Origin of the sequence: Actinoplanes aureus (assembly GCF_015704865.1) — a bacterium.
Taxonomy (GTDB): domain Bacteria; phylum Actinomycetota; class Actinomycetes; order Mycobacteriales; family Micromonosporaceae; genus Actinoplanes; species Actinoplanes aureus.
Genome location: NZ_JADQTO010000010.1, coordinates 75214 through 96788 on the forward strand (window position 1 = coordinate 75214; position 21575 = coordinate 96788).

Consider the following 21575-nt stretch of genomic DNA (forward strand, 5'->3'; position numbering starts at 1 on the left):
AGGTGGCCGCGGTCTACCCACCGAAACCACCTGATGCGAAGGGACCACGACAATGGCGAAGGTCATCTCCACGCTGTTCATCACCGCCGACGGGGTCGCCGAGATCGACCCGGACTGGCACTTCCCGTACTTCGACGACAACATGGGCCGCGCCGTCACCGAGGACTACGAGACCTCTGACGTGCTGCTGATCGGCCGCGAGACGTTCGACAGCTTCGCCGGCGCCTGGCCCGACCGGGAGACGGCCGGTGGCGAGGACGCGCCGTTCGCCAAGAAGATCGGGGACATGCGCAAGGTCGTCGTGTCCCGGCAGCGGCTGGAGTTCTCCTGGCGCAACTGCGAGCTGATCGACGGGGATCTGGTCAAGGCGGTGACCGCGCTCAAGGCCGACGCCGGCGTCAGGGGCATCCTGATCCCGGGTTCGGTCTCGGTGGTGCAGCAGCTGCTCGCGGCCGGCCTGATCGACGAGTTGCGGCTGCTGGTGCACCCGGTGGCGGCGCGCAAGGGCAAACGGCTGTTCGACGACGGTGACACCGCGTACCACCTGAAGGTGACGGCGACCGAGGTGTTCCCGACCGGGGTGATCCGGGTGATCTACACCCCGGCCGAGGCGCCCGCGCCGGCCGGCTACGACGACGCCAAGGGGCAGCTGCCCGACGAGGGGTGACGGCATACTGACCGCCGTGGATGACGAGTGGCACATCAGTGAGCAGCGCGGCGGCCCGGTGTCGCATGTGCTCCTCTTCGAGGAGGTCGTCGCGTCGGATCGGGAGGACCTGGTCGCGGAAGCGGTCGAGTTCCTCCCGACGGTCCGTGGTGTCACCTCCGTCGAGCACGTCGAGCGGGAGATCGTCGAGATCGACGCGCCCGGCGTGCCGGCCGCGCGCCTGACCTCGATTTTGCGGCGCTGGTGGGACGCGGCGGCGAAGGAGCAGCGCCCGTGGATGACCGCGATGAACCGGGCGGCGGGCACCGTCGGCGATCTGGCGCCCGGGTTTCAGCGCGACGGCTGGCAACTGACCCGGGTCGCCGACGCCGAGCTCACCCACGTCATCACCCTGGACCACGGGTTCGGCCGGGAGCCGGGCCAGCACATGATCAGCATCACGGCCGGGGTCCGGCTGACGTTGCCGGACCGCGAGCACGTCACCGCCGTGTACAGCACGCTCGATCTGGCCGACGACGCGGCGCTCGCCGAGGTCGTCACCGGTCAGGTGCTGCCCGCTCTGGACGCGCTGCCCTCCGTGGACGCCATGCTGGCCCGCTGGCAGGAGGGGCGTTCGGTCGAGGCGGCCGGCCGCCGGCCGTACCCCGGCCATGAGGGAGAGCTGCACGGGCGGGTGCTCGTCGCGCGTGGCCGGCTCGCCGAGGCCCGCGAGGTGTACCAGCGGTATTACGAGTACAGCCTGCCACGGCAGCGGCCGTACGTGGTGCGGCTGGTCGAGAAGCTGGGCGTGGCGGCGCTGACCACCGGGGACGACCCGCGGCTCAGCGTCGCCGATGAGCGGACGCTGGCGGCCTGGCCGGCGGACATGGCGGGGCGGATCGACCTGCTGCACCGGATGACCGGCGTGCCCATGGACCGGTCCCGGCGCTCGCTGGACGAGGTGTGGGCCCGGCTGCGGGAGACACCCGACCGCTTCCGGAGCACCTTCGCGGACACCGGACCCGCGCTTGCGATCCCGTACTACGGCGTGCAGAGCAGCGGCGACATCCGGCGCGGCCGGGTGCCGTTCGAGCCGTGGTACCGGGTGACGGTGGAGCTGCTCACGGCGTACCTCGGTGCGGTCGTCATCGCCGAGCGGCCGGGCACCGCGTGGGGTGTCGCCGGCGACGGCGAGCTGGCCATGGTCGACCGCGGCGGTACCGGGCTGCTGTCGCGCGTCTTCGCCGTCGCCCGGCTGCCGTTCGAGGCTCCGGACGACGAGTTCGATCCGCGCCGGCTGCGCCGGCTCGCCGACGACATGGCGCGGTGGCTGGGCGAAGGGCGTTATGAGCCGGGGATCATCCGCCTGGGTACGCCCGGCACGTAGGGATCAGGCGCTTCCGAGCCGGCCGTCGACGCATCGACGGCCGGCTTTTTCGTGCGCCGAGCCGGCGAGCGCTGCCACAACGTTGACGAACCAGTGACACATCTGAAACATTGAATGCCCCTTGCCGCAAAAACTGGGCAAGACAACGAAATTTTACACTACAGCCACCGGAAGAATCCCCCTCTCGCGCAGCAGGACGCAGGCCTGGTGCCGCGCTGCCGTGCGCCCCGAAGCACAGGACGGATCCCATGACGCTCACCAGATTCGGTAGACGGCTGATCGCCGCGGCCCTCGCGGCCGGCCTGATCAGCCTCGGCATGTCACCGCCGGCCGCCCATGCCGCGGGCGGCCCCAACCTGGCGGCCGGAAAAGCGGCCTCGGCCAGCGGCTCGCTCGGGGCGCAGCCGGCCTCCGCCGTCAGCGACGGCAACCCGAACTCCTACTGGGAGAGCCCGAACAACGTCTTCCCGCAGTGGGTTCAGGTCGATCTCGGCAGCACCGTCAGCATCGACCAGGTGGTGCTGAAGCTGCCGCCGGCCACCGCCTGGGCCACCCGTACGCAGACGCTCAGCGTGCAGGGCAGCGCCAACGGCTCGACCTTCAGCACGCTCTCCGCCTCCGCCGGGCGGGTGTTCAATCCGGCCACCGGCAACGCCGTGACGATCAACTTCGCGGCCGCGAGCGTCCGCTACGTGCGGGTGCACATCACGGCCAACACCGGCTGGCCGGCCGGGCAGCTCGCCGAACTCGAGGTGTACGGCGTAGCCGGCCCCGTCGACCCGGATCCGGACCCGCCGACCGGCAGCAACCTCGCGGCGAACAAGGCGATCGAGGCCTCGTCGTCTGTGCACACGTTCGTGGCCACCAACGCGAACGACGCCAGCCCGACCAGCTACTGGGAGTCCGCCGGCTTCCCGTCGACGCTCACCGTGAAGCTCGGCTCCGACGCGGACATCACCGGAATCGTCGTGAAGCTCAACCCGGACCCGGTATGGGGCCCGCGTACCCAGAACATCCAGGTGCTCGGCCGCGCCGGAACCGCCACCGGGTTCGCCGAACTCAAGGCCCGCGCCGACTACGGCTTCAACCCGTCCACCAACCAGAACACGGTGACCATCCCGGTCAGTGGCCGCGCGTCGGACGTACGCCTGCAGTTCTTCAGCAACACCGGCGCTCCCGGCGGCCAGGTCGCCGACCTCCAGGTGATCGGCGCCTGGGCGCCGAACCCGGACCTGATCGTCACCTCGACCACCTGGTCGCCCGCCACGCCCAGTGAAAGCACCGCGATCACGCTGAGTGCCGTCGTGAAGAACAACGGCACCGCCGCGGCCCCCGCCAGCAAGGCCGACTTCCGGCTCAACGGGACCGTCGCCGGCAGCGCGGACGTGCCCGCGCTCGCCGCGGGCGCCTCGGCCACCGTGTCGGCGAACGTCGGCGCCAAGGCGCAGGGCAGCTACACGGTCTCCACCGTGGCCGACCCGGCCAACACGGTCGCCGAGCAGAACAACGACAACAACACCTACACCGCGGGCAGCCAGCTGGTCGTGGCCCAGGCCCCCGGCCCGGACCTCCAGGTCACCGCGATCAACACCAACCCGGCCAACCCCGCGGTGGGCGCGGCGGTCAGCTTCGCCGTCGCCGTCACCAACCGGGGTACGAGCACAGCGGGCGCCAGCACCACCCGGCTCGTCGTCGGCGGCACGACCCTCACCGGGGCCACCCCGGCGATCGCGGCCGGCGCGACCTCGACCGTCACCATCGGCGGCACCTGGACGGCGACCAGCGGCGGTGCCACCGCCACCGCGACGGCTGACTCGGCCGGCGCGGTCGCCGAGACCAACGAGAACAACAACACGCTGGCCCGGCCGCTCGTGGTCGGCCGGGGCGCCGCGGTGCCGTACACCGAGTACGAGGCGGAGGCCGCCCGTTACCAGGGCGCGCTGGTGCAGACCGACCCGCTGCGCACCTTCGGGCACACCAACTTCGGTACCGAGTCGTCCGGCCGCCAGTCGGTGCGGCTCAACAGCACCGGGCAGTTCGTCGAGTTCACCTCCACGAACCAGGCGAACTCGATCGTCGTACGCAACTCCATCCCGGACTCCGCTTCCGGCGGCGGCCAGGAGGCGACGATCAGCCTCTACGTCAACGACGTCTTCAACCGCAAGCTGACCCTGTCGTCGCGCAACAGCTGGCTGTACGGCACCACCGACGACACCGAGTCGCTGTCCAACACCCCCGGTCCCGACGCCCGGCGGCTCTTCGACGAGTCGCACGCGCTGCTGTCCGCGTCGTACCCGGCGGGCACCCGGTTCAAGTTGCAGCGCGACGCGGGCGACAGCGCGGCGTTCTACATCATCGACCTGATCGACCTGGAGCAGGTGGCACCGGCGGCGTCACAGCCGGCCGGCTGCACCTCGATCACCCAGTACGGCGCGGTACCCAACGACGGTCTCGACGACACCGCCGCCATCCAGCGCGCGGTGACCGACGACGAGAACGGCGTGATCAGCTGCGTCTGGATCCCGGCCGGCCAGTGGCGGCAGGAGCAGAAGATCCTCTCGCCGGACCCCACCCGCGGGCAGTGGAACCAGAAGGGCATCCGCAACGTCGTGATCCGCGGCGCCGGCATGTGGCACTCGCAGCTCTACTCCAACACCCAGCCGCACCAGGTGACCGGCAACATCAACCACCCGCACGAGGGCAACGTCGGCTTCGACATCGACGACAACACCCAGATCTCCGACATCGCGATCTTCGGCAACACGCAGAACCGGGCCAACCGAGGACACGGCCTCAACGGCCGGTTCGGCAAGAACACGAAGATCAGCAACGTGTGGATCGAGCACGTCAACGTCGGCGCCTGGGTGGGCCGCGACTACTCGGACACGCCGGCCTACTGGAACCCGGGCGACGGCCTCGAGTTCACCGGCATGCGGATCCGCAACACGTTCGCCGACGGCATCAACTTCTCCAACGGCACCCGCAACTCGAGGGTGTTCAACTCGTCGTTCCGTACCACCGGTGACGACGCCCTGGCGATCTGGGCCAACCCGTACGTCAAGGACCAGTCGGTGGACATCAACCACAACGACCACTTCCTGAACAACACCATCCAGCTGCCGTGGCGGGCCAACGGCATCGCGATCTACGGCGGCTACGGCAACTCGGCGCAGAACAACCTGGTGTCCGACACCGCCAACTACCCGGGCATCATGCTGGCCACCGACCACAGCCCGCTGCCCTTCTCCGGCACGACGCTGCTGGCCAACAACGGCCTTTACCGTACGGGTGGCGCGTTCTGGAACGAGGACCAGGAGTTCGGGGCGATCACGCTGTTCCCGTCGACGAAGGACATCGTCGGGGTGACGATCCGCGACACCGACATCATCGACTCCACCTACGACGGCATCCAGTTCAAGAACGGCGGCGGCAACATGCCGAACGTCCAGATCACCAACGTGAAGATCGACAAGTCGAACAACGGCGCCGGCATCCTGGCGATGTCCGGAGCCCGCGGCAACGCAGTCCTGTCCAACGTGACGATCACCAACTCGGCCGACGGCAACATCGTCATCCAGCCGGGCTCCCAGTTCACCATCAGCGGCAGCTGACCCCCCTTCGCGGGTGACCCGGCTCTTCGCGCCGGGTCACCCGCGCCTGACGCCCCATGATCCGCACTGTTAGGTTGTTGCACATCATTGGCAACAGCAAAAGGGGCTCAGGTTGTCCACCGACGTGCTCGGGGTCGGCGTGCAGCAGCGACGGACCGCCCTCTGGCTGCTCGGCCTGGCCGCCGGGCTGCTCGCCACCGGGTTGATCGCGGTCGGCACAGGGGCGGTCGCCATCAGCCCGGTCACCGTCGCCCGGATCATCGGCCACCAGCTGTCCGGCGCCGGCACGGTGACATGGACGCCGCCGCAGGAAGCCATCGTGTGGCAGGTCCGGCTGCCGCGCGTACTGCTCGGCATGCTGGTCGGCGCCGGCCTGGCGGTCTGCGGTGTGGCACTACAGGCGATGGTGCGCAACGTGCTCGCCGACCCGTACCTGCTCGGCATCAACTCCGGCGCCTCCAGCGGCGCCGCGGCCGCCATCCTGTTCGGTGCCGGCGCCGCATTCGGCAGTCACGCCCTGCCCACCAGCGCGTTCCTCGGCGCCCTCGCCGCCTCCCTGCTGGTCTTCCTGATCGCCCGCGGCGGCGGGCGGGTCACCTCGGTCCGGCTGCTGCTGGCCGGCGTCGCCGTGGGCTACGCCCTGTACGCCACCACCAGCTTCCTGATCTTCGCCTCCGGGTCCGCGGAAGGCGCCCGGTCGGTGATGTTCTGGCTGCTCGGCTCGCTGAGCCTGGCCCGCTGGGACGCGCTGCTGGCGGTCGCCGCACTCGTCATCGGCGGCACCGTCGCCTACCTCACCGTCGTGGGCCGGCAGCTCGACGCACTCGCCGTGGGCGACGAGACCGCACACACGCTGGGCGTCTCCCCCGACCGCTTCCGGGTACGCCTGCTCGTGATCGTCTCGCTCTGCGTCGGCGTCCTGGTCTCCGCCTCCGGCAGCATCGGCTTCGTCGGGCTCGTCGTCCCGCACCTGGCCCGCCGCCTCGTCGGCGCCCCGCACGTCCGCGTGGTGCCGGTCGCCGCGCTTCTCGGCGCGATCCTGCTGCTCGGGGCCGACGTGATCGCCCGCGTACTGCTCGCACCGCAGGAGATCCCGATCGGCATCATCACCGCCCTGCTCGGCGCACCCTTCCTGCTGGTCCTGATCCGCCGCCTGCACGCCACGAAGGGAATCTGACATGAAGGCACTCCCGGCCGCCGCCTCGCTCCTGCTTCTCGCCGGATGCGGCGCTGCCGCCACCGGTGAGCCGTCCGGCACGGTCACCGTCGACAACTGCGGTGTGGCCGTCACCTTCGACAAGGCGCCGGAACGGGTCGTGCTGCTCAAGAGCGCGGCCGTCCCCTACCTGCACTCGCTCGGCGTGATGGACCGGGTGACCGCGCGGGCCGGGCGGTACCCTGCGGAGTACTACGACGCCGCGACTCTCTCCGAGCTGGACCGGATCCCGCTGCTCACCGACCGGACCGACACCAGCGGCCACCTCCAGATCTCCAAGGAGGTGGTGATCAGCCAGCAGCCCGACCTGGTGCTCGGCGAGGTCGACAACCTCTCCCGCGACACCCTCGCCGCCGTGGACATCCCGCTGCTCGAAGAACCCGCGCTCTGCCCGGGCGCCACCGCCGTGCCGGCCTTCGACGACATCTACGCGCAGATGACGACCTACGGCAAGGTCTTCGACCGCGAGGCCGAAGCGGCGCGCGCGATCACGGCGCTCAAGGAGCGCATGTCCAGGATCAGAACCGAGCGGGGTACGCGCACCGCGGCCGTTCTCTACCCGACGGTCGGCGGGGGCGTGACGTACGCGTACGGCTCGACGAGCATGGCGCACCCGCAGCTGGAGGCGGCCGGGTTCACCAACGTGTTCGCCGGCAGCAACGAGCGGGTCTTCGAGGTCACCCTGGAGGAGCTGCTCGGCCGCAACCCGGACGTGCTGATCCTGCTGCACAGCGACGGCGACCCGAAGGCGGTCGAGGCGGCGGTGACCGGGCTGCCCGGCGCGGCGAAACTCAAGGCCGTCAGCGACGGCAACGTCATGACCCAGCTGTTCAACTTCACCGAGCCGCCGTCCCCGCTGTCCGTCGACGGTCTGGAGAGGATCGTCGAGCGCTTCCAGGCGCCGGCGTGATCGAGGCGTCCGGGGTGTCCTGGCGCTACGGCGCCAGCCCCGTCATCGACGGCGTCACCGTCACCGCTCGCCCCGGCCGGGTGCTCGGCCTGATCGGCCCGAACGGCAGCGGCAAGACCACCCTGCTGCGCCTGCTCTACGGGGCACTGCGCAGCTCCACCGGGAAGGTCACCGTCGACGGCGGCGAACTGGGCACCCTGACCCCGCGCGAGGCCGCCCGCCGGATGGCCGTCGTAGTGCAGGAGACCGGCGGCGAGACGGCGCTGACCGTGGCCGAGATGGTGCTGCTCGGCCGCAATCCGCATCTGTCGGCCTTCCAGCGCACCGGCCGCGACGACCACGAGATCGCCGCCCGCTGCCTGACCCGGGTCGGCGCCACCCACCTGGCGGCCCGGCCGTTCGCCGGGCTCTCCGGCGGGGAGCGGCAGCGGGTGCTGATCGCCCGGGCCCTGGCCCAGGAGGCGACCCACCTGCTGCTCGACGAGCCCACCAACCACCTGGACATCCGCTATCAGCACGAGATCCTGCGCCTGGTCCGCGGCCTGGGCACCTGCTCGATCGTCGTGCTGCACGACCTCAACCTGGCCGCCCGCTACTGCGACGACCTCGTGCTGCTCGGCACCGGCGGGGTGGTCGCGGCCGGGCCGGCCGCCGACGTGCTGGACCCCGAGGTCCTCGAACCGGTCTACGGCATCGGCATCCGCCGGCTCGACCTGGAGGGCGAGTTGCATCTGCTGTTCCACCCGATCACCAGGTGCGGATGCGGTTCCTGATCACCGGCCGGGCGTGAGTTCGCCGGCGCGCAGCCACTCCCCTTCCGGGGTACGCACCTCCAGCCCGACCACCTCGTCCCCGGCGCGCACGATTCGCACGTCCGGGCAGCCCTCGACGACCGGCTGCCAGCCGCGGGTGGGGTCGTGCACCGCGTGCCGGCGGCAGTGCTGCTCATCGACGTAGCCCCACGCGATCAGCACCTCGCGGCCCCGGTAGGAATACCGGCCGACCGAGGCGATCCGGTCGCCGTCCGGGCGGCGGAAGAAGTCAGCGTGCAGGCCGGGCACAGCGGTGCCCTCGAAGTCGGCGTCCGGCGTCGACCGGTGCGGCGCGTACGTCGTCAGGTCGGGAAGGGACAATCTCGTTCCTTTCGGGTAACCCCGATGCTGTGCATCGCGGCCGCCCCACTATCTGTCGAGGGTGACCATGCCGGGGTGGTCGAGCAGGAACTGCGCCACCCGGCCCTCGGCGACGGCGGTGAAGAAGGCGCCGACCCGCACCGGGAACCGCTCGCCCCGATACGTGCCGCCCTCGAAGAGCGCCTGCCCGGGCAGGCCGACCGTCGTCATGTCGTTGGCGTCGATCCGCTTCAGCGCCGTCGCCCAGTCGGCGATGGTGCGCCCGCCACCGACGAAGGTCAACGAGTCGCCGGCCGCGCCGGCGACCTTCAGCAACATGCCCGGATCCTGGCTGAGCCGCTTCACCACCGCCCGGAGGAACTGCCGCTGGTGCCGCTGGCGGTCGTAGTCGGAGCGGGGCAGTCCGTAGCGCTGCCGCACGTAGTCGAGGGCTTCCCAGCCCTCCAGGCGCACCGGCCGGTCGCTCGGCGAGTACACCTTCTGCGGCCCGGTGTACGGGCGCAGGCACTTCTGGTGCGCCTGGCAGGACGGCAGGCGGTCCCGCGGGCTCCCGTCCGGCTTGCGGTGCTCGGACACGACGGTCTGGTCGATGACCATCCGGACGCCGCCCATCACGTCGACCACCTTGCGGAAGCCACCGAAGTTGATGATCGCGCCGGCGTCGAACCGCCTGATCCCGGTGACGTCACCGACCGTCCGGGCGAGCAGTTCGTAGCCCTGGGCGGGGCGGTACTCGCCGGTGCTGGTCCGGCTGCCCAGCGCCATCGCTCCGTTGATCTTGCCGCGGGTCGCGGGTGTGCCGGTCGGGGGAAAGGCCGGGATCCGCACCACCAGGTCGCGCGGCAGCGAGAAGAGATACGCGGCGCGCCGGTCCGCCGGGATGTGCGCCACGATGATCGTGTCGGCGAGTGGCGCGATGTGCGTACCGCGTGGGTCGATGCCGACCAGCAGGAGGTTCAGCGCACCCGCCGGGATCGCCTGCGCCGGGGAATGCCCGGCCAGCCCCGCCCGTGCCGCGACCAGGGCGCCGCCGGCCGGCACCAGGAGCAGGCTTCCGAAGACGACACCGAGCCGGGCCCAGAGCGGCGCACGGCGTTTTCCCCACCAGAGCATTCCAGAAGTTTTGCACAGCTTTAGCAGGATATAGGCGGTTTATTGATACTTGACCCCGGTGAGGCGTTCGGACAGTTCCCACAGGCGAGCGGCGGTGTCGGTGTCGTGGATGGCGCGCTCGCGCGTACGGCGGGTGGGCTCGCCCCAGAACTGCAGCAGCCCGTCCGGAACGATGTAGCTGCCGCCGGGGAGGTCGGGCGTGGTCGCGGCGTACAGCGAGGTCTTCGCCCCTTCGGGACCCGGCCGGAAGGCCACCCGCATGATCAGGCCGAGGGCCGCCGCGTAGAGACGCCCCCTGCTGCGGTGCACGCCGCCGGTGAGCACGTTCGTACGGGTGAGCCCGGGCGCGACGGCCATGCTGCGCAGCTTCCGCCCGGCGGCGTCCACCCGGCGCTGCAGTTCCACGGCGAAATAGAGGTTGGCCCGCTTGGACATCACGTAGGCGTCGGACGCCCGGTAGCGGCGCTCGGCGTTGAGGTTGCCCAGGTCGAAGCGGGCATAGCGCTGCCCTTCACTGCTCACCGTGACCACCCGGGGATCGGGCGCGGCGAGCAGGCGCGGCAGCAGCAGACCGGTCAGCGCGAAGCCACCGAGGTGATTGATGCCGAAGTGCGACTCGAACCCGTCGGCGGTCACCGCGTACGGGACCATCGCCACCCCGGCGTTGTTGACCAGCAGATCGAGCCGGTCGTGGTCCCACCCGGCGGCGAACGCCCGGATCGACGACAGATCGGCCAGGTCCAGCCGGCGCAGCTCCAGGTGAGCGCCGGGCACCTCGCCGCGCATCCGGTCGAGGGCGGCGCCGCCGCGCGCGGGGTCACGGCAGGCCAGCACCACGTGGGCGCCGCGGCGGGCCAGTTCGCGGGCGGTGTGGTAGCCGATGCCGCTGTTGGCGCCGGTCACGACGGCGGTCCGGCCGGACTGGCCGGGGATCGACTGCACTGTCCACCGAGGCGGGTTCCGCATGACCGCCGAGCGTATTGCAGTCTGCCGATATCCAGTCAGGGCAGATCGCGGGCTTCTCCGTAGACGAGCGAGAGCCGCACCGGGACATCGGCGAGCCCCGCGTCGTCCAGCGCCTGCCGCAACGACGTGTCGTCGGCCGGCGGCGGTGGTCCGGCAGCCGTCACCCGCAGCACTCCCTGCTGGACCGTCACGTTGACGACGTCCCAGGACCGCGACCGGGCCCAGCGTTCCGCCACGGGCTGCGCGGCCGACACGATCGCCTGATCGCGGAACACCTGAGCACTGCTGAGGGTGAGCGGAATCGCCACCAGAACCACGACCAGCCCCACGACGGCCAAGGTCAGCGGGCGCAGCCGCCCGACCGGCCGGCCCGCTCTGATCGCCGCGTAGCGCACCCGGTAGCCGATCAGCACGGCGGTGGCGGTCGCGATGATCGCGGCGACGTTGGTGGCGAACAGCAGCAGCGCACCCGCGGACTGCCTGGGTGCACCCGACTCCAGGGTCAGACCGACCACGGCCAGCGGCGGGACCAGCGAGATCGCGATCGCCACTCCCGGCAGGGTGTCCGAGACGTCCGAACGCACCAGGGCGAACGCGCCGACCGCGCCGGTCGCGAGGGCCGCCACCAGATCGATGAGCTCCGGGTGCACCCGGCCGGCGACCTGCGAGTTGGTGTCCGCGACGACCGGACCGGCCACCAGCAGCCCCAGCCCGAAGCCGATCAGGACGACCAGCACCGCGCCGCTGACCACGAGCAGGGCGCTGGCCAGGATCCGCCGGCGGTCGGCGAGGACCAGCCCGAAGCCGGTGCCCAGGATCGGGGTCATCAGCGGCGCGACGATCATGGCGCCGATCACCGTGGCGTCCGAATCGGCCACCACGCCGGCGGTCGCGATGATCGCCGCGAGGACGAGCAGCACCCAGAAGGCGGACCGCTGCCTGCGCGTGTCGAGGAAGAGCCGCCCGACCATCCGGTCGAGATCCGCCTCGGTCACCCCCGCCATGGCTGCGAGCGTGCCCGCCACCGGCCGGACTGTCCTCACCCGTCACGGATGACGCGGGTGCGGGGAGGCGATACTGGCGTGGTGGACGACCTGCCCGAGGTGCGCTTCGCCCGTACCGGCGACGGTGTGACGCTGGGCTATCAGGTCTTCGGGCGCGGTCCGGTGCTGGTCTGGATGCCGTCGCTGAGCAACATCGTCGCGCAGTGGCGGATCCCGGTCGTACGCGCGGCCTACCTCGGACTGTCGCGGCACCTGACCGTGGTGCTCTACGACGGCCGGGGCACCGGCAGCTCGGATCGCAGGATCGACCTGACCGACCTCGGCGTCGACGCCCACCTGCGCGACCTCCAGGCCGTGCTGGACGACGCCGGCATCGAGCGGGCCTCGCTGCTCGGCTACTACCACTCGGTCGCGACCGCCATCGCCTTCGCGGCGCGCGAGCCCGGCCGGGTGGAGCGGATGGTGCTGTTCGGCGGGGCGCCGCGGCTGCGCGAGGCCATGCGCCCGGCGCAGACCCAGGCCCTGCTCTCCCTGGTCGACCAGGACTGGGGGCTGTTCGCCGACGCGGCCGCGACCGCCTGGCTGGGCTGGGACTCGGCGCCGTCGGGGCGCTGGACCGCGGAGGCGTTCCGTACGGCGACCACCGCGCCGGTGGCCAAGGCGTGGTTCGAGGCGGCACAACACATCGACGTCACCGCGGAACTGGGTCGGGTGCGTGCGCCCACCCTGGTCCTGCATCGCCAGGGTGAGCAGCAGATCCCGGTCGAGGTCGCCCGGCGCCTGACCGGCGGGTTGCCGGACGCGCGGCTGGTGGAACGGCCGGGTTCGACCCCGACGCTGTTCCTGGAGGACCCGGCCGCGGATGTCCGGCTGGTCACCGAATTCGTGACGACCGGTCGGGTGAGCCGCCCAGCGGCCGGTACCGCGGCGCAGATGCTGACACCCCGGGAAGGCGAAGTTCTGCGACTGCTCGCAGCCGGCGACTCCAACAGCGAGATCGCCCGCCGGCTGGGCATCGCGGTGCACACCGTGGAGCGCCATCTGGCGAATCTCTACCGCAAGATCGGCGCGCGCGGCCGGACCGACGCCGTCGCGTACGCGCTGCGGCACACCCCGGACTGACGGAATTCCGCCATCGGGCCTGCCGGATCACCGTGACGCGGACACCACGGTCGGCAGTGGAGGATCGAGGTATGACCTCCTCCGCATCGGCCGTACCGAAGAACACGTCCTGGCGTCTCGCCCGCGCCACCGCACCGGCCGTCCGGGTGCTGGCCGGGCGGCGCTGGTTCCCGATCTGGGCGGTGGTGCACCATCGCGGGCGCGTCACCGGCCGGAGCCTGACCGTGCCCGTGGCGGTCATCGCCACACCGGACAGCTTCATCATCAACCTGCCGTGGGGCGCCGGCACGAACTGGGCCCGCAACGTGCTGGCAGCGGGCGAGTGCACCATCCGCTGGAAGGGCCGCGACCACCGGGTGAACGATCCCCGCATCATCGACGAGGCTGCGGCTCGCCCGTACTACTCCCGTTTCACCTGGACAATGGCGCGCAAGCTGTTCCCCGCGGACGCCTGGCTCCTGCTGCACCGCGACGGCTCCTGACCCGGATCCCTACGGTTCGGCGGCGATGCGGTCCAGCCAGCGGTCGAGCAGAGCCGCTTCGGCGTCCTCGAGCGCGGTGGTGCCGGAGAGGGCGAGCTGCGACCGCAGTTGCCGGGCCGCGGCGCGTACCGGGTCGGCCTGGCCGCGCGGGGACGGTTCGGTCAGGACGGCGGCGAAGACCGCGTCCCGGGCCTCGTGGGACAGCCGTGGATCGCTGAAGAGCCTCGGCCGGGCGATCTGGCTCAGGGCCACGCCCACGTTCGCCGCCAGGATCAGCCGGGCCGCGTTCGCCGGGTCGGTGGTGAGGGCGCCCACCGCGGCACAGCGCACCAGGGTGGCTTCGAGCAGATCGAGCACGCGCCGGTAGGTGGCGGCGCCGGACTCCGGCCGTGGAGTGAACATCAGCTGGTAGAGCGCCGGGTGGTCGCGGGCGAACGCCATGTGGTCGTCCCACCCGGCGGTCAGGTCGGCGATCGGGTCACCGGTCTTCTCGAGCGCTGCCTTCTGTGCGGCGTAGCGCTCCATGCCGGCGTCGGCGACCGCGTCGAGCAGCCCCTGCTTGTCGCCGAAGATCCGATACAGCACGGGCTGGGTGACGCCGACGGCCTCGCAGACCGCGCGGGTGGAGATGTCGTAGTCGGTGGAAGCGGCCAGCAGCCTCTCGGCCGCGTCGAGCATCGCCGCACGCACGGTGTCTGTCGTCACAGAATCGATGATACGCCAACGCGATAGTAGTGATACGGTGATGTTATCGCCGATACGCGAAGCACGTATCACCGATATCAGGAGATGGATCCATGACCGAGCAGCGTGTAGCAGTCGTCACCGGAGCTTCCCGGGGCATCGGGCGTGCCATCGCCACCACCCTCGCGGCTTCCGGGCTCGACGTCGTGGTGGGTTACGCCGGGTCGCGGACCGCGGCCGACGAGGTCGCCGCGGAGATCATCCGATCGGGCGGGCGGGCCGTCATCGCTCAGGCCGACGTGGCCGACGAGAAGGCCGTGGCCGCGATGTTCGACCTCGCCGAGTCCACCTTCGGCGGCGTCGACGTGGTGGTGAACAGTGCCGGGCGGATGTCGCTCGCCCCGCTCGCCGAGCTGGATCTCGCCGAGCTCGACGAGCTGCACCGTACGAACATCCGGGGCACGTTCGTGGTGGCGCGGGAGGCAGCGCGGCGGCTGCGTGACGGTGGGGCGATCGTGACCCTGTCCTCGTCGGTGCTGGGGCTGCGGCTGCCCACCTACAGCGCCTACGCCGCCAGCAAGGGCGCGGTGGAGGCGATCACCCTCATCCTGGCGCGGGAGCTGCGGGGACGCGACATCACGGTGAACACCGTGGCACCCGGGCCGACCGCGACCGAGCTGTTCCTGGACGGCAAGGACGAGCAGACCGTCGACCGGATGGCCAAGCAGCCGCCGCTGGAGCGCCTGGGCACCCCGGCCGACATCGCCCGGGTGGTCGCGTTCCTGGCCGGGCCCGAGGGCCGCTGGGTCAACGGCCAGCTGCTGCGGGCCAACGGGGGCATCGTCTGACCGGGCTCGGGCTCACCCCGCATGGCGAGTGCGGCGCAGCGCCACACCGGTCGCCAGCAGTACCGCCAGCGCCTCGCCGCCGGCCAGGATGATCGCGAACGTCTCGGCCGGCCCGGCGACCGCCGAGAAACCGAGGGTGACGGCGATGACCGCGACGGCGACGGCGAGACCGACCAGCCGGAGTCCCGCCAGCCCGGTCGCCGCCTGAGCCAGCCGGTCACCCCGGGCGCCCCGGAAGAGGGCGGTCGCCGCGACGGCCAGGATGGCCGCGCTCACCGCGGCGGAGACCCCGAGCAGGGTGAAGGCCGCGGCGTCCGCCGCGGCGATCGACCCGTCCCGGTACGCCCGCCAGACGATCGAGCAGATCACGATGAAAGCCGCGTCGGCCAGGATCAGGAGAATCGTCAGCGAGCCGAGGACCCGGTTGCTCGCGCCGCTGGAGCGGGTGGCCGTCATCCGAGGTCAGCCCCGCACCGCCGGCGGCCAGTGGCCCCCGTGGAACCCGGTGTCGTCGAACTTCTGGCGCAGCGTGCTGTTAGCCGTCGAGCACAACGCCTTCAGGACCTCCGCGGCACCGATCATGGAGACGCACGCGGTGGCGGCGGCTCCGCACGCGATGAACGGCGCGGCCGGCATCCCGATGATCGTCGCGGTGGAGGACAGAGCGCCCAGGATGCCGACGGCCAGCGCGGTCGCCGCACCCACCAGTCCGGCCCAGAAGGCGACGATGCCCGCCGCCACCGTCATCAGCGCGGTGGAGACGCCGTCGGTGATCGTGGACTTGATCTTGTCCAGGGCGGCCTTCTGGAGAGGAAGCATCTGCCGGTACGCGTCCGCCGCGTCCCCGTCCCAGTTGTCGTCCACCAGAAGCAGCCCCGCCTCGGCGGTCTGCACCTGACCACTGACCGGCACACCGACGCGGTCGCTCCAGGCGTTGGCGGTCGTGTAGAGCCGGTACGGCGAGCCCATGTTGGACAGGATCGTGGTGAGGTTGTCCCAGATGCGCCGCATGAGCGCGCAGAAGTCCGGCCAGCCGGCGGCCACCCGGTTCCGCAACGGCGGCGGGACGAACCGCATCCCGCTGTCGACGGCCAGCCGCAACTCGACGGTCTTGGCGTCGATGCGGTCCAGCGTCGATCGGATCCGCGCGAGCAGCGCGGCCTCGGTGCCGGAACTGATCGTGCTAGTCACGGACGTCCCACACTCCCTCGAACCGCCGCGCGGCTTTCTCGTCGTCCACCTCGTACGCATGGGTCACCCGGTCCAGGGTGACGCTCAGATCGCGATAGACCCCGGTCGCCTCGTCCAGCAGCCGGACCACCTTGTCCTGCAGCTCGGTGTACGTGTCCAGCAGCCCGCTCGGCAGGCTCGCCCAGGACAGGTCCTCCGCACCGAGGGTCAGGTTCCCCGCCTCGAAACCGGCCCGTCCGGTCACCTCGGCAACGCGATCCCACGACGCCGCATCAGTGCGCAACGCGTCGAGGGCGGCCTTGAGCGTCATCCGGCTAGCCCTCCCCATCGATCCGCAGGCGGCGCGCCAGACCGACCGGATCTTGCACCGCGCGCTGCACCTCGCCCAGCGCGCTGTCCGCGATGAGCCGCTGCACACCATGCGCGGCGACCAGCTCGTACGCCGAATGAAAGGCCATCACGACCTGCCGCCCGATGTCGGCCGCGGGCGCCTCCCGCAGCCAGGCCGGGTCGAGACGCACCGAGAGCACGTCACCGCCGCCGCTCAGCGACACCCCGGCGTAACCGTCGGCGCTGCGCCCGGTGTGGGTGGCGTCGAGCGTGGTCCGGAGCCCTTCGGAGACCTCGTCGATGCCGCGCTCGACCGCCTCGAACAACTCCAGCAGTCCGGTCAGCGCGGCGTTGAGGTCGTCACCCGGCTCCGGCAGCCGCTGCTGGGACTCGGCGGGATCCGGCGTCGCGGCGGGAACGCCGTCGGCGTCACTGCCGAACACCGTGCCCCACGCGGCCAGCCGCCGCATCGAGGCATCGCGCACGGCTTCGGCGACCGCCTCGGCCAGTCGGTCCGCATCGACTCGACGACGCCAGTCGGCTGCCACCGCGACCCGGGTCACCCGGCCGTCGGCATCGAGCGTGGCGGTCACCGAGCCGCTCGCGTCGGTCCCCGGCTCGGCCGGGGCCTGAGCCGCCGCGCGTGCGGTGCGCAACAGCGCCTCGCTGTCGTCGCCGAGGCGCCGCAACGCCTCCCAACGCTCATCCCGCATCGGTCATCCCCGCATGACGTGCCGCCCGGACATTCATCGGACTCTCTCAATGATTCGAATCCGGTGCAAGGCGGCTGTGCCGGGTCAGACGCAGGACGGCCGCGACCGCCACGCCGAGCGCCACGGTCAGCAGACCGGACAGCAGCAGGGTGACGCGACCGCCGACGGCGGTGACGATCGGGCCGCCGACCAGCGTGCCGAGCGCGGTCGACGGGGTGGTCAACGCGGTACGGGCGGCCAGCACCCCGCTCAGCGCCCGCGGCGGGGCGCTGCTCTGGAACAGCGCGGTGGAGATGGCGGTGAACGGTCCGTAGATCAGCCCACCGAACGCGAGTCCGAGCATGCCGGGCCAGATCGCGTCGGTCAGACCGACCGGCAGCAGCGCGGCACCCCAGCCGATGATGATGACGACCACGACCTGCCACGGCGGCCGGCGCCGCAGCAGCGAAGCGCCGAGGGCGCCGATGGTCGCGCCGACGCCGAAGACGGTCCAGTACAGGCCGAGCAGACCGGGCGAGCCGTGCAGCCCGTGTGCGACGTGGATCGGCAGGGCCACCTCGACCGGGCCGTACAGGAAGAAGAACACGCAGGTGACGGCGAGCAGCCCGAGCAGGCGGGGCCGGTCGGCGATGGTGCGCCAGGCCCCGGCCGTGGACTCGGACGGCTGCACCGCGGCGCCGCCGTCCGGCCGGGCGGCGACCGACGCGGCGGCGACGGCCAGCACCGCGAAGCTCACCGCGTCCAGACCGATCACCCAGCCCGGACCGGTCACCGCGGTCAGCGCGCCGGCCAGCGCCGGGCCGATGACGAACGAGCCCTGGGCGAACGTGGACAGCAACGAGTTGCCGGTGACCCGGTCCTCCTCGTCCGGCAGCAGCTCCGCGATCAGCGTGTAGGCCCCGGCACTCCCCCACGCGTGCAGCACCGAGGAGACCGCCAGCAGTAGCACGTACACCATCGGGTTGAGCGTGCCGGTGATCGCCAGGATCGCGACCGCGCCCAGCGCGACCGACCGCAGGGCCGCGTCGGCGGCCATCAGCTGCGATGCGCGCAACGTGCGCATCGGCCGCGCCAGCAGGATCACCCCCAGCGGAGCCGGGAGCGCGTACGCCGCCACGGCCAGCCCGGTCCAGATGCCGGCCTGCCCGGGTGGCGCGATCTGCACGGCGAGCCACGCCACGGCGACCATGCTCATGCCGTCACCGAGGGCGGAGACCAGGGTGGCGGGCAGGACCCGGCGCAGCACCGGGTTGCGCAGCAGCCGGGCGATCGACGAGGACCAGGATCGGGCGTCGGAGCGGAGTTCGTTCATGGGATCAGCCTCGCCGGGCGATGCCCGCCTGGCATCCGTGCCGAGCACGGAAAGGAGCACGGATCAAAGGCGAGACAGGGTACGGAAGAATCGGCGCCATGGTGACGACGGAAGAGGTCTCGGCCCGTGAAGCCGAGGTGCTGGAGCTGGTGGGACAGCACCTGAGCAACGCCGAGATCGGGGCGCGGCTGTTCATCTCCGTGCGTACCGTCGAAAGCCACGTCTCCTCGCTGCTGCGCAAGCTGAACGTCGCGGACCGGCGGGCGCTCGCGCAGCGGGCGTCCGTGCCCACCTCGGCCGGCCGCGCCGCCGCGCCGGTGCTGCCGGCGCCCCTGACCTCGTTCATCGGCCGGCTGCCGGAGCGGGCCGCCCTCACCGAAATGATCAAGAAGCATCGGCAGGTGACCGCCGTCGGGCCGGGCGGGGTCGGCAAGACCCGGCTCGCCCTGGCGGTGGCCGCCGGCGCCGCCGGGGACCACCCGGACGGCGTGTGGTTCGTCGACCTGGTGCCGGTCAGCGACCCCGGCATGGTCGCGGCCGCGGTCGCCGGCGCGCTGGGCGTCGGCGAGCAGCCCGGCCAGGGCCTGGACGAATCGGTGGCCGCCGCGCTGGGCGACCAGCGGGCCCTGCTGGTGCTGGACAACTGCGAGCAGGTACGCGACGGCGTCGCCCCGTTCCTGGAACGGCTGCTCGCGGCCTGCCCGCGGGTGACCGTGCTGGCGACCAGCCGGGCCCGGCTCATGGTGCCGTTCGAGCGGGTGTACCCGGTGCCGCCGCTGTCGCTGGGCGCCGACGGCGACTCGGACGCGGTCGCGCTGTTCCTGGACCGGGCGGCCTCGGTCGGCGGACCGCCCCCGCCGGGCCTGCGCGACCACATCGCCGCGGTCTGCGCGCGGCTCGACGGGATGGCCCTCGCCATCGAACTGGCCGCCGCCCGCTGGCCCACCCTCGGCCCGGACGGGCTGACCGCCGGCCTCGCCGACCAGTTGCGGCTGCTCGCCGGTGGACCACGGGCCGACGACCGGCACCGCTCGGTACGGGCGGCGCTGGACTGGAGTCACGCCCTGCTGGAACCGGAGGACCGGGAACTGCTGCGCCGGGTGTCGGTGTTCGTGGCGCCGTTCACCGTACCGGTGGTGGCCCGGGTGACCGGATCCGCGCCGGGCGTCGTGGTGGACGGGCTGGCCCGGCTGGCCGAGCAGAGCCTGCTGACGGTGACCGCCACCGAACGCGGCACCGAGTACCGGGCCCTGGAGACGATCCGCCAGTACGGGACCGAGCAGCTCGCCGGGAGCGGTGAGCTGGACGACGCCCGGAGCGGGCATCTGCGCTGGTGCCTGGAGGAGGCGGACGGGCTTGGCACGGGAGGTCCGGACTGGCGGGCCCGGTTCGACCGGGTCGCCGACGACCTGCGGGCGGCGCTCGCCTGGGCGGGTGAGCAGCCGGGGCGTCGCGGGGACGCGTACCGTCTCGCCCGGCTGCTGGCGGAGCTGACGTTCACCCGTACGTCGATCAGTGAGTCCCAGCAGCGATTCGAGCAGGCGGCCGCGCTGGCGGCCGACCCGGTCACCGCCGCGGCGATGCTGCGGCAGGCGGCGGCCGTGGCCGGACTGCGGATGCGCGGCGAGGACATGCACCGGCTGCGGCTCGCCGCCGCGGCCGCCGCCCGCCTGGCCGGCGACACCGCGGGCGCGGCCGGCGACCTGGCGACCGCGGCCACCGAGACGTACCGGTTCTCCGGCAAGTTCGAACGCGTCCCGCCGCACCACGAGGTGGTCGCGCTCGTCGACCAGGCGCGGGAACTGGCCGGTGAGGACCCGGCCGCCCGGGCGGCGGTCGCGCTCGCCGAGGCCGCGGTGCTCACCGACGCGTTCGGCTCCGCCCAGGGTCCGGCCGAGAACGCCGTGCCGGAGACCATCGCGTACGCCGAACGAGCCGTCGACCTGGCCCACCGCACCGGCGACCCGCTCGCCGAGGCCGCCGCGCTCGGTGCGCTGACCGGGGCACACAGCTGGGCCGGCGACACGTTCGGCACCGCGGCGACGGCCCGGCGCCGGATCACCCTGCTGGCGGCCGCACCGGCCACCCCGGCCGGCAGCAACGAGGTGCTCGACGCGCTCGGTGACGCCACCGAGACCGCCCTCGGCGCCGGCGACCTGGCGGGCGCCCGCCGCTGGTCACGGCAGCTCGCCGATCATCCGCTGCTGGCCGAGGTCGGTCACCGCGCCACCAACTGGCTGCTGATGACCGGTGCGCTGGCCGGCGACGCCGAGCAGGTACGCGCCAGCAGCCTGCGCTTCCGTGACGCGTGGCAGCGGGCCGGCAGCCCGGTCCGGTCGTACCTGGGTCCGGCGGTGGCCGGCACCGCGATGATCCACGGGCTGTGCGGCGACGACGACGCCTACCGGGAATGGACGGCCATCCTGGACCGGGTCGGCACCTCACCGGGCCGCGACCTCGGCTACGGGCCGGTGTTCGACGCGATGCTGCTGCTGCACCGTGGCCAGGCGATTCAGGCCGCGCAACGGCTGGCACCCGAACCCGACGAGGTGTGGAAGTGGGTGACCTGGATCTGGCTGCACTGGTACGTGGCGCTGCGCGCCGAAGCCGGTGTGCTCGCCGGCCTCCCGTCCGCCGGTGAGCGGCTGATGGCGGCCCGGGCGACGGTGGCCGGCAATCCGGTCGCCGAGGCCATGGTGGCGCGGGCCCAGGCCCTGCTCGACGGTGACGTGGAACGCGTGCTGGCCACCGCGGCGGCGTTCGAGGCGGCTGGGTGCCGCTACCAGGCGGCCCGCAGCCTGGTGCTGGCCGGCGGCGAGCACGCCCCGCGAGGCGCGGCGCTGCTCGCCGAACTCGGCTTCTCGCTCGGCTCGCTCCGCCAGGCGGACGCCCGGTAGCGTTCCGGAC

The 21575-nt window shown here is 72.1% G+C and carries 20 protein-coding genes; 10 read left to right on the forward strand and 10 right to left on the reverse strand.

The features are described 5' to 3' along the window. The first annotated feature begins 52 nt into the window (after positions 1-52). The 6 genes from I4J89_RS21805 (at position 53) to I4J89_RS21830 (ending at position 8543) form a co-directional block, all read left to right on the forward strand. Complete coding sequence (locus I4J89_RS21805; protein WP_196415872.1) at positions 53-667, forward strand: dihydrofolate reductase family protein; 615 nt, start codon at positions 53-55, stop codon at positions 665-667. Positions 668-683: 16 nt separating this feature from the next. Next, positions 684-2033: a hypothetical protein gene (locus I4J89_RS21810; protein ID WP_196415873.1), complete on the forward strand. Its 1350-nt coding sequence runs from the start codon at positions 684-686 to the stop codon at positions 2031-2033. A 248-nt stretch (positions 2034-2281) separates the two neighbouring features. Then, complete coding sequence (locus tag I4J89_RS21815) at positions 2282-5644, forward strand: CARDB domain-containing protein (protein ID WP_196415874.1); 3363 nt, start codon at positions 2282-2284, stop codon at positions 5642-5644. A gap of 112 nt (positions 5645-5756) precedes the next feature. Continuing rightward, positions 5757-6821, forward strand: a complete 1065-nt coding sequence (locus I4J89_RS21820; RefSeq protein ID WP_196415875.1) for a FecCD family ABC transporter permease — start codon at positions 5757-5759, stop codon at positions 6819-6821. Between the two features lies 1 nt (position 6822). Then, positions 6823-7770 carry an ABC transporter substrate-binding protein gene (locus tag I4J89_RS21825; RefSeq protein ID WP_196415876.1) on the forward strand — a complete coding sequence of 316 codons (948 nt, stop codon included), beginning with the start codon at positions 6823-6825 and terminating at the stop codon, positions 7768-7770. After that, positions 7767-8543 carry an ABC transporter ATP-binding protein gene (locus I4J89_RS21830; protein ID WP_196415877.1) on the forward strand — a complete coding sequence of 259 codons (777 nt, stop codon included), beginning with the start codon at positions 7767-7769 and terminating at the stop codon, positions 8541-8543. The genes I4J89_RS21825 and I4J89_RS21830 overlap by 4 nt, the downstream gene beginning before the upstream one ends. On the opposite strand, the gene I4J89_RS21835 is transcribed toward I4J89_RS21830, so the two are convergent. From I4J89_RS21835 to I4J89_RS21850, 4 genes are read right to left on the reverse strand one after another with little or no spacing between them, the layout of a single operon-like run. After that, entirely contained in the window at positions 8544-8903 is a 360-nt protein-coding gene (locus tag I4J89_RS21835) for a hypothetical protein (RefSeq protein WP_196415878.1), read from the reverse strand. 48 nt (positions 8904-8951) lie between these two features. After that, the gene (locus I4J89_RS21840) at positions 8952-10016 is read right to left on the reverse strand and encodes an LCP family protein (protein ID WP_196415879.1); all 1065 of its coding nucleotides are present in this window, start codon (positions 10014-10016) and stop codon (positions 8952-8954) included. 39 nt (positions 10017-10055) lie between these two features. Then, entirely contained in the window at positions 10056-10982 is a 927-nt protein-coding gene (locus tag I4J89_RS21845; RefSeq protein ID WP_196415880.1) for an oxidoreductase, read from the reverse strand. A 35-nt stretch (positions 10983-11017) separates the two neighbouring features. After that, positions 11018-11986, reverse strand: a complete 969-nt coding sequence (locus I4J89_RS21850) for a DUF389 domain-containing protein (RefSeq protein ID WP_196415881.1) — start codon at positions 11984-11986, stop codon at positions 11018-11020. Positions 11987-12067: 81 nt separating this feature from the next. Here I4J89_RS21850 and I4J89_RS21855 point away from each other — a divergent pair, with 81 nt between their 5' ends. Both I4J89_RS21855 and I4J89_RS21860 read left to right on the forward strand, forming a co-directional pair. Further along, positions 12068-13108 (forward strand): alpha/beta fold hydrolase, encoded by a 1041-nt coding sequence (locus I4J89_RS21855; RefSeq protein ID WP_309238410.1) that lies wholly within the window; start codon positions 12068-12070, stop codon positions 13106-13108. A 71-nt stretch (positions 13109-13179) separates the two neighbouring features. Continuing rightward, complete coding sequence (locus tag I4J89_RS21860; protein ID WP_196415883.1) at positions 13180-13590, forward strand: PNPOx family protein; 411 nt, start codon at positions 13180-13182, stop codon at positions 13588-13590. 9 nt (positions 13591-13599) lie between these two features. On the opposite strand, the gene I4J89_RS21865 is transcribed toward I4J89_RS21860, so the two are convergent. Further along, complete coding sequence (locus I4J89_RS21865; RefSeq protein ID WP_309238411.1) at positions 13600-14295, reverse strand: TetR/AcrR family transcriptional regulator; 696 nt, start codon at positions 14293-14295, stop codon at positions 13600-13602. 92 nt (positions 14296-14387) lie between these two features. On the opposite strand from I4J89_RS21865, the gene I4J89_RS21870 reads away from it, so the two are divergent. Next, on the forward strand, positions 14388-15122 hold the full coding sequence (locus tag I4J89_RS21870) for an SDR family oxidoreductase (protein ID WP_196415884.1): 735 nt from the start codon (positions 14388-14390) through the stop codon (positions 15120-15122). A gap of 12 nt (positions 15123-15134) precedes the next feature. On the opposite strand, the gene I4J89_RS21875 is transcribed toward I4J89_RS21870, so the two are convergent. Genes I4J89_RS21875 through I4J89_RS21895 form a run of 5 tightly spaced genes read right to left on the reverse strand, consistent with a single transcriptional unit; the run spans position 15135 to position 18668 of the window. Continuing rightward, positions 15135-15578, reverse strand: coding sequence for a hypothetical protein (locus tag I4J89_RS21875; RefSeq protein WP_196415885.1), 444 nt, complete (start codon positions 15576-15578; stop codon positions 15135-15137). 6 nt (positions 15579-15584) lie between these two features. Next, positions 15585-16313 (reverse strand): hypothetical protein, encoded by a 729-nt coding sequence (locus I4J89_RS21880; protein ID WP_196415886.1) that lies wholly within the window; start codon positions 16311-16313, stop codon positions 15585-15587. After that, on the reverse strand, positions 16306-16623 hold the full coding sequence (locus tag I4J89_RS21885) for a hypothetical protein (RefSeq protein ID WP_196415887.1): 318 nt from the start codon (positions 16621-16623) through the stop codon (positions 16306-16308). The genes I4J89_RS21880 and I4J89_RS21885 overlap by 8 nt, the downstream gene beginning before the upstream one ends. 4 nt (positions 16624-16627) lie before the next feature. Then, positions 16628-17356 carry a YbaB/EbfC family nucleoid-associated protein gene (locus tag I4J89_RS21890; protein ID WP_196415888.1) on the reverse strand — a complete coding sequence of 243 codons (729 nt, stop codon included), beginning with the start codon at positions 17354-17356 and terminating at the stop codon, positions 16628-16630. 46 nt (positions 17357-17402) lie between these two features. After that, positions 17403-18668 carry an MFS transporter gene (locus tag I4J89_RS21895; protein ID WP_196415889.1) on the reverse strand — a complete coding sequence of 422 codons (1266 nt, stop codon included), beginning with the start codon at positions 18666-18668 and terminating at the stop codon, positions 17403-17405. Between the two features lie 98 nt (positions 18669-18766). Between I4J89_RS21895 and I4J89_RS21900 the strand changes: the two genes are divergently transcribed. Further along, complete coding sequence (locus I4J89_RS21900) at positions 18767-21565, forward strand: ATP-binding protein (RefSeq protein ID WP_196415890.1); 2799 nt, start codon at positions 18767-18769, stop codon at positions 21563-21565. Positions 21566-21575: the final 10 nt, after the last annotated feature.

Bases quoted from the DNA above. Each gene is read 5' to 3' on its own strand.
- I4J89_RS21805 (WP_196415872.1), top strand. From the start codon at position 53: ATGGCGAAGGTCATCTCCACGCTGTTCATCACCGCCGACGGGGTCGCC.
- I4J89_RS21815 (WP_196415874.1), top strand. From the start codon at position 2,282: ATGACGCTCACCAGATTCGGTAGACGGCTGATCGCCGCGGCCCTCGCG.
- I4J89_RS21825 (WP_196415876.1), top strand. From the start codon at position 6,823: ATGAAGGCACTCCCGGCCGCCGCCTCGCTCCTGCTTCTCGCCGGATGC.
- I4J89_RS21840 (WP_196415879.1), bottom strand. From the start codon at position 10,016: ATGCTCTGGTGGGGAAAACGCCGTGCGCCGCTCTGGGCCCGGCTCGGT.
- I4J89_RS21845 (WP_196415880.1), bottom strand. From the start codon at position 10,982: ATGCGGAACCCGCCTCGGTGGACAGTGCAGTCGATCCCCGGCCAGTCC.
- I4J89_RS21850 (WP_196415881.1), bottom strand. From the start codon at position 11,986: ATGGCGGGGGTGACCGAGGCGGATCTCGACCGGATGGTCGGGCGGCTC.
- I4J89_RS21860 (WP_196415883.1), top strand. From the start codon at position 13,180: ATGACCTCCTCCGCATCGGCCGTACCGAAGAACACGTCCTGGCGTCTC.
- I4J89_RS21870 (WP_196415884.1), top strand. From the start codon at position 14,388: ATGACCGAGCAGCGTGTAGCAGTCGTCACCGGAGCTTCCCGGGGCATC.
- I4J89_RS21875 (WP_196415885.1), bottom strand. From the start codon at position 15,578: ATGACGGCCACCCGCTCCAGCGGCGCGAGCAACCGGGTCCTCGGCTCG.
- I4J89_RS21885 (WP_196415887.1), bottom strand. From the start codon at position 16,623: ATGACGCTCAAGGCCGCCCTCGACGCGTTGCGCACTGATGCGGCGTCG.
- I4J89_RS21890 (WP_196415888.1), bottom strand. From the start codon at position 17,356: ATGCGGGATGAGCGTTGGGAGGCGTTGCGGCGCCTCGGCGACGACAGC.
- I4J89_RS21895 (WP_196415889.1), bottom strand. From the start codon at position 18,668: ATGAACGAACTCCGCTCCGACGCCCGATCCTGGTCCTCGTCGATCGCC.
- I4J89_RS21900 (WP_196415890.1), top strand. From the start codon at position 18,767: ATGGTGACGACGGAAGAGGTCTCGGCCCGTGAAGCCGAGGTGCTGGAG.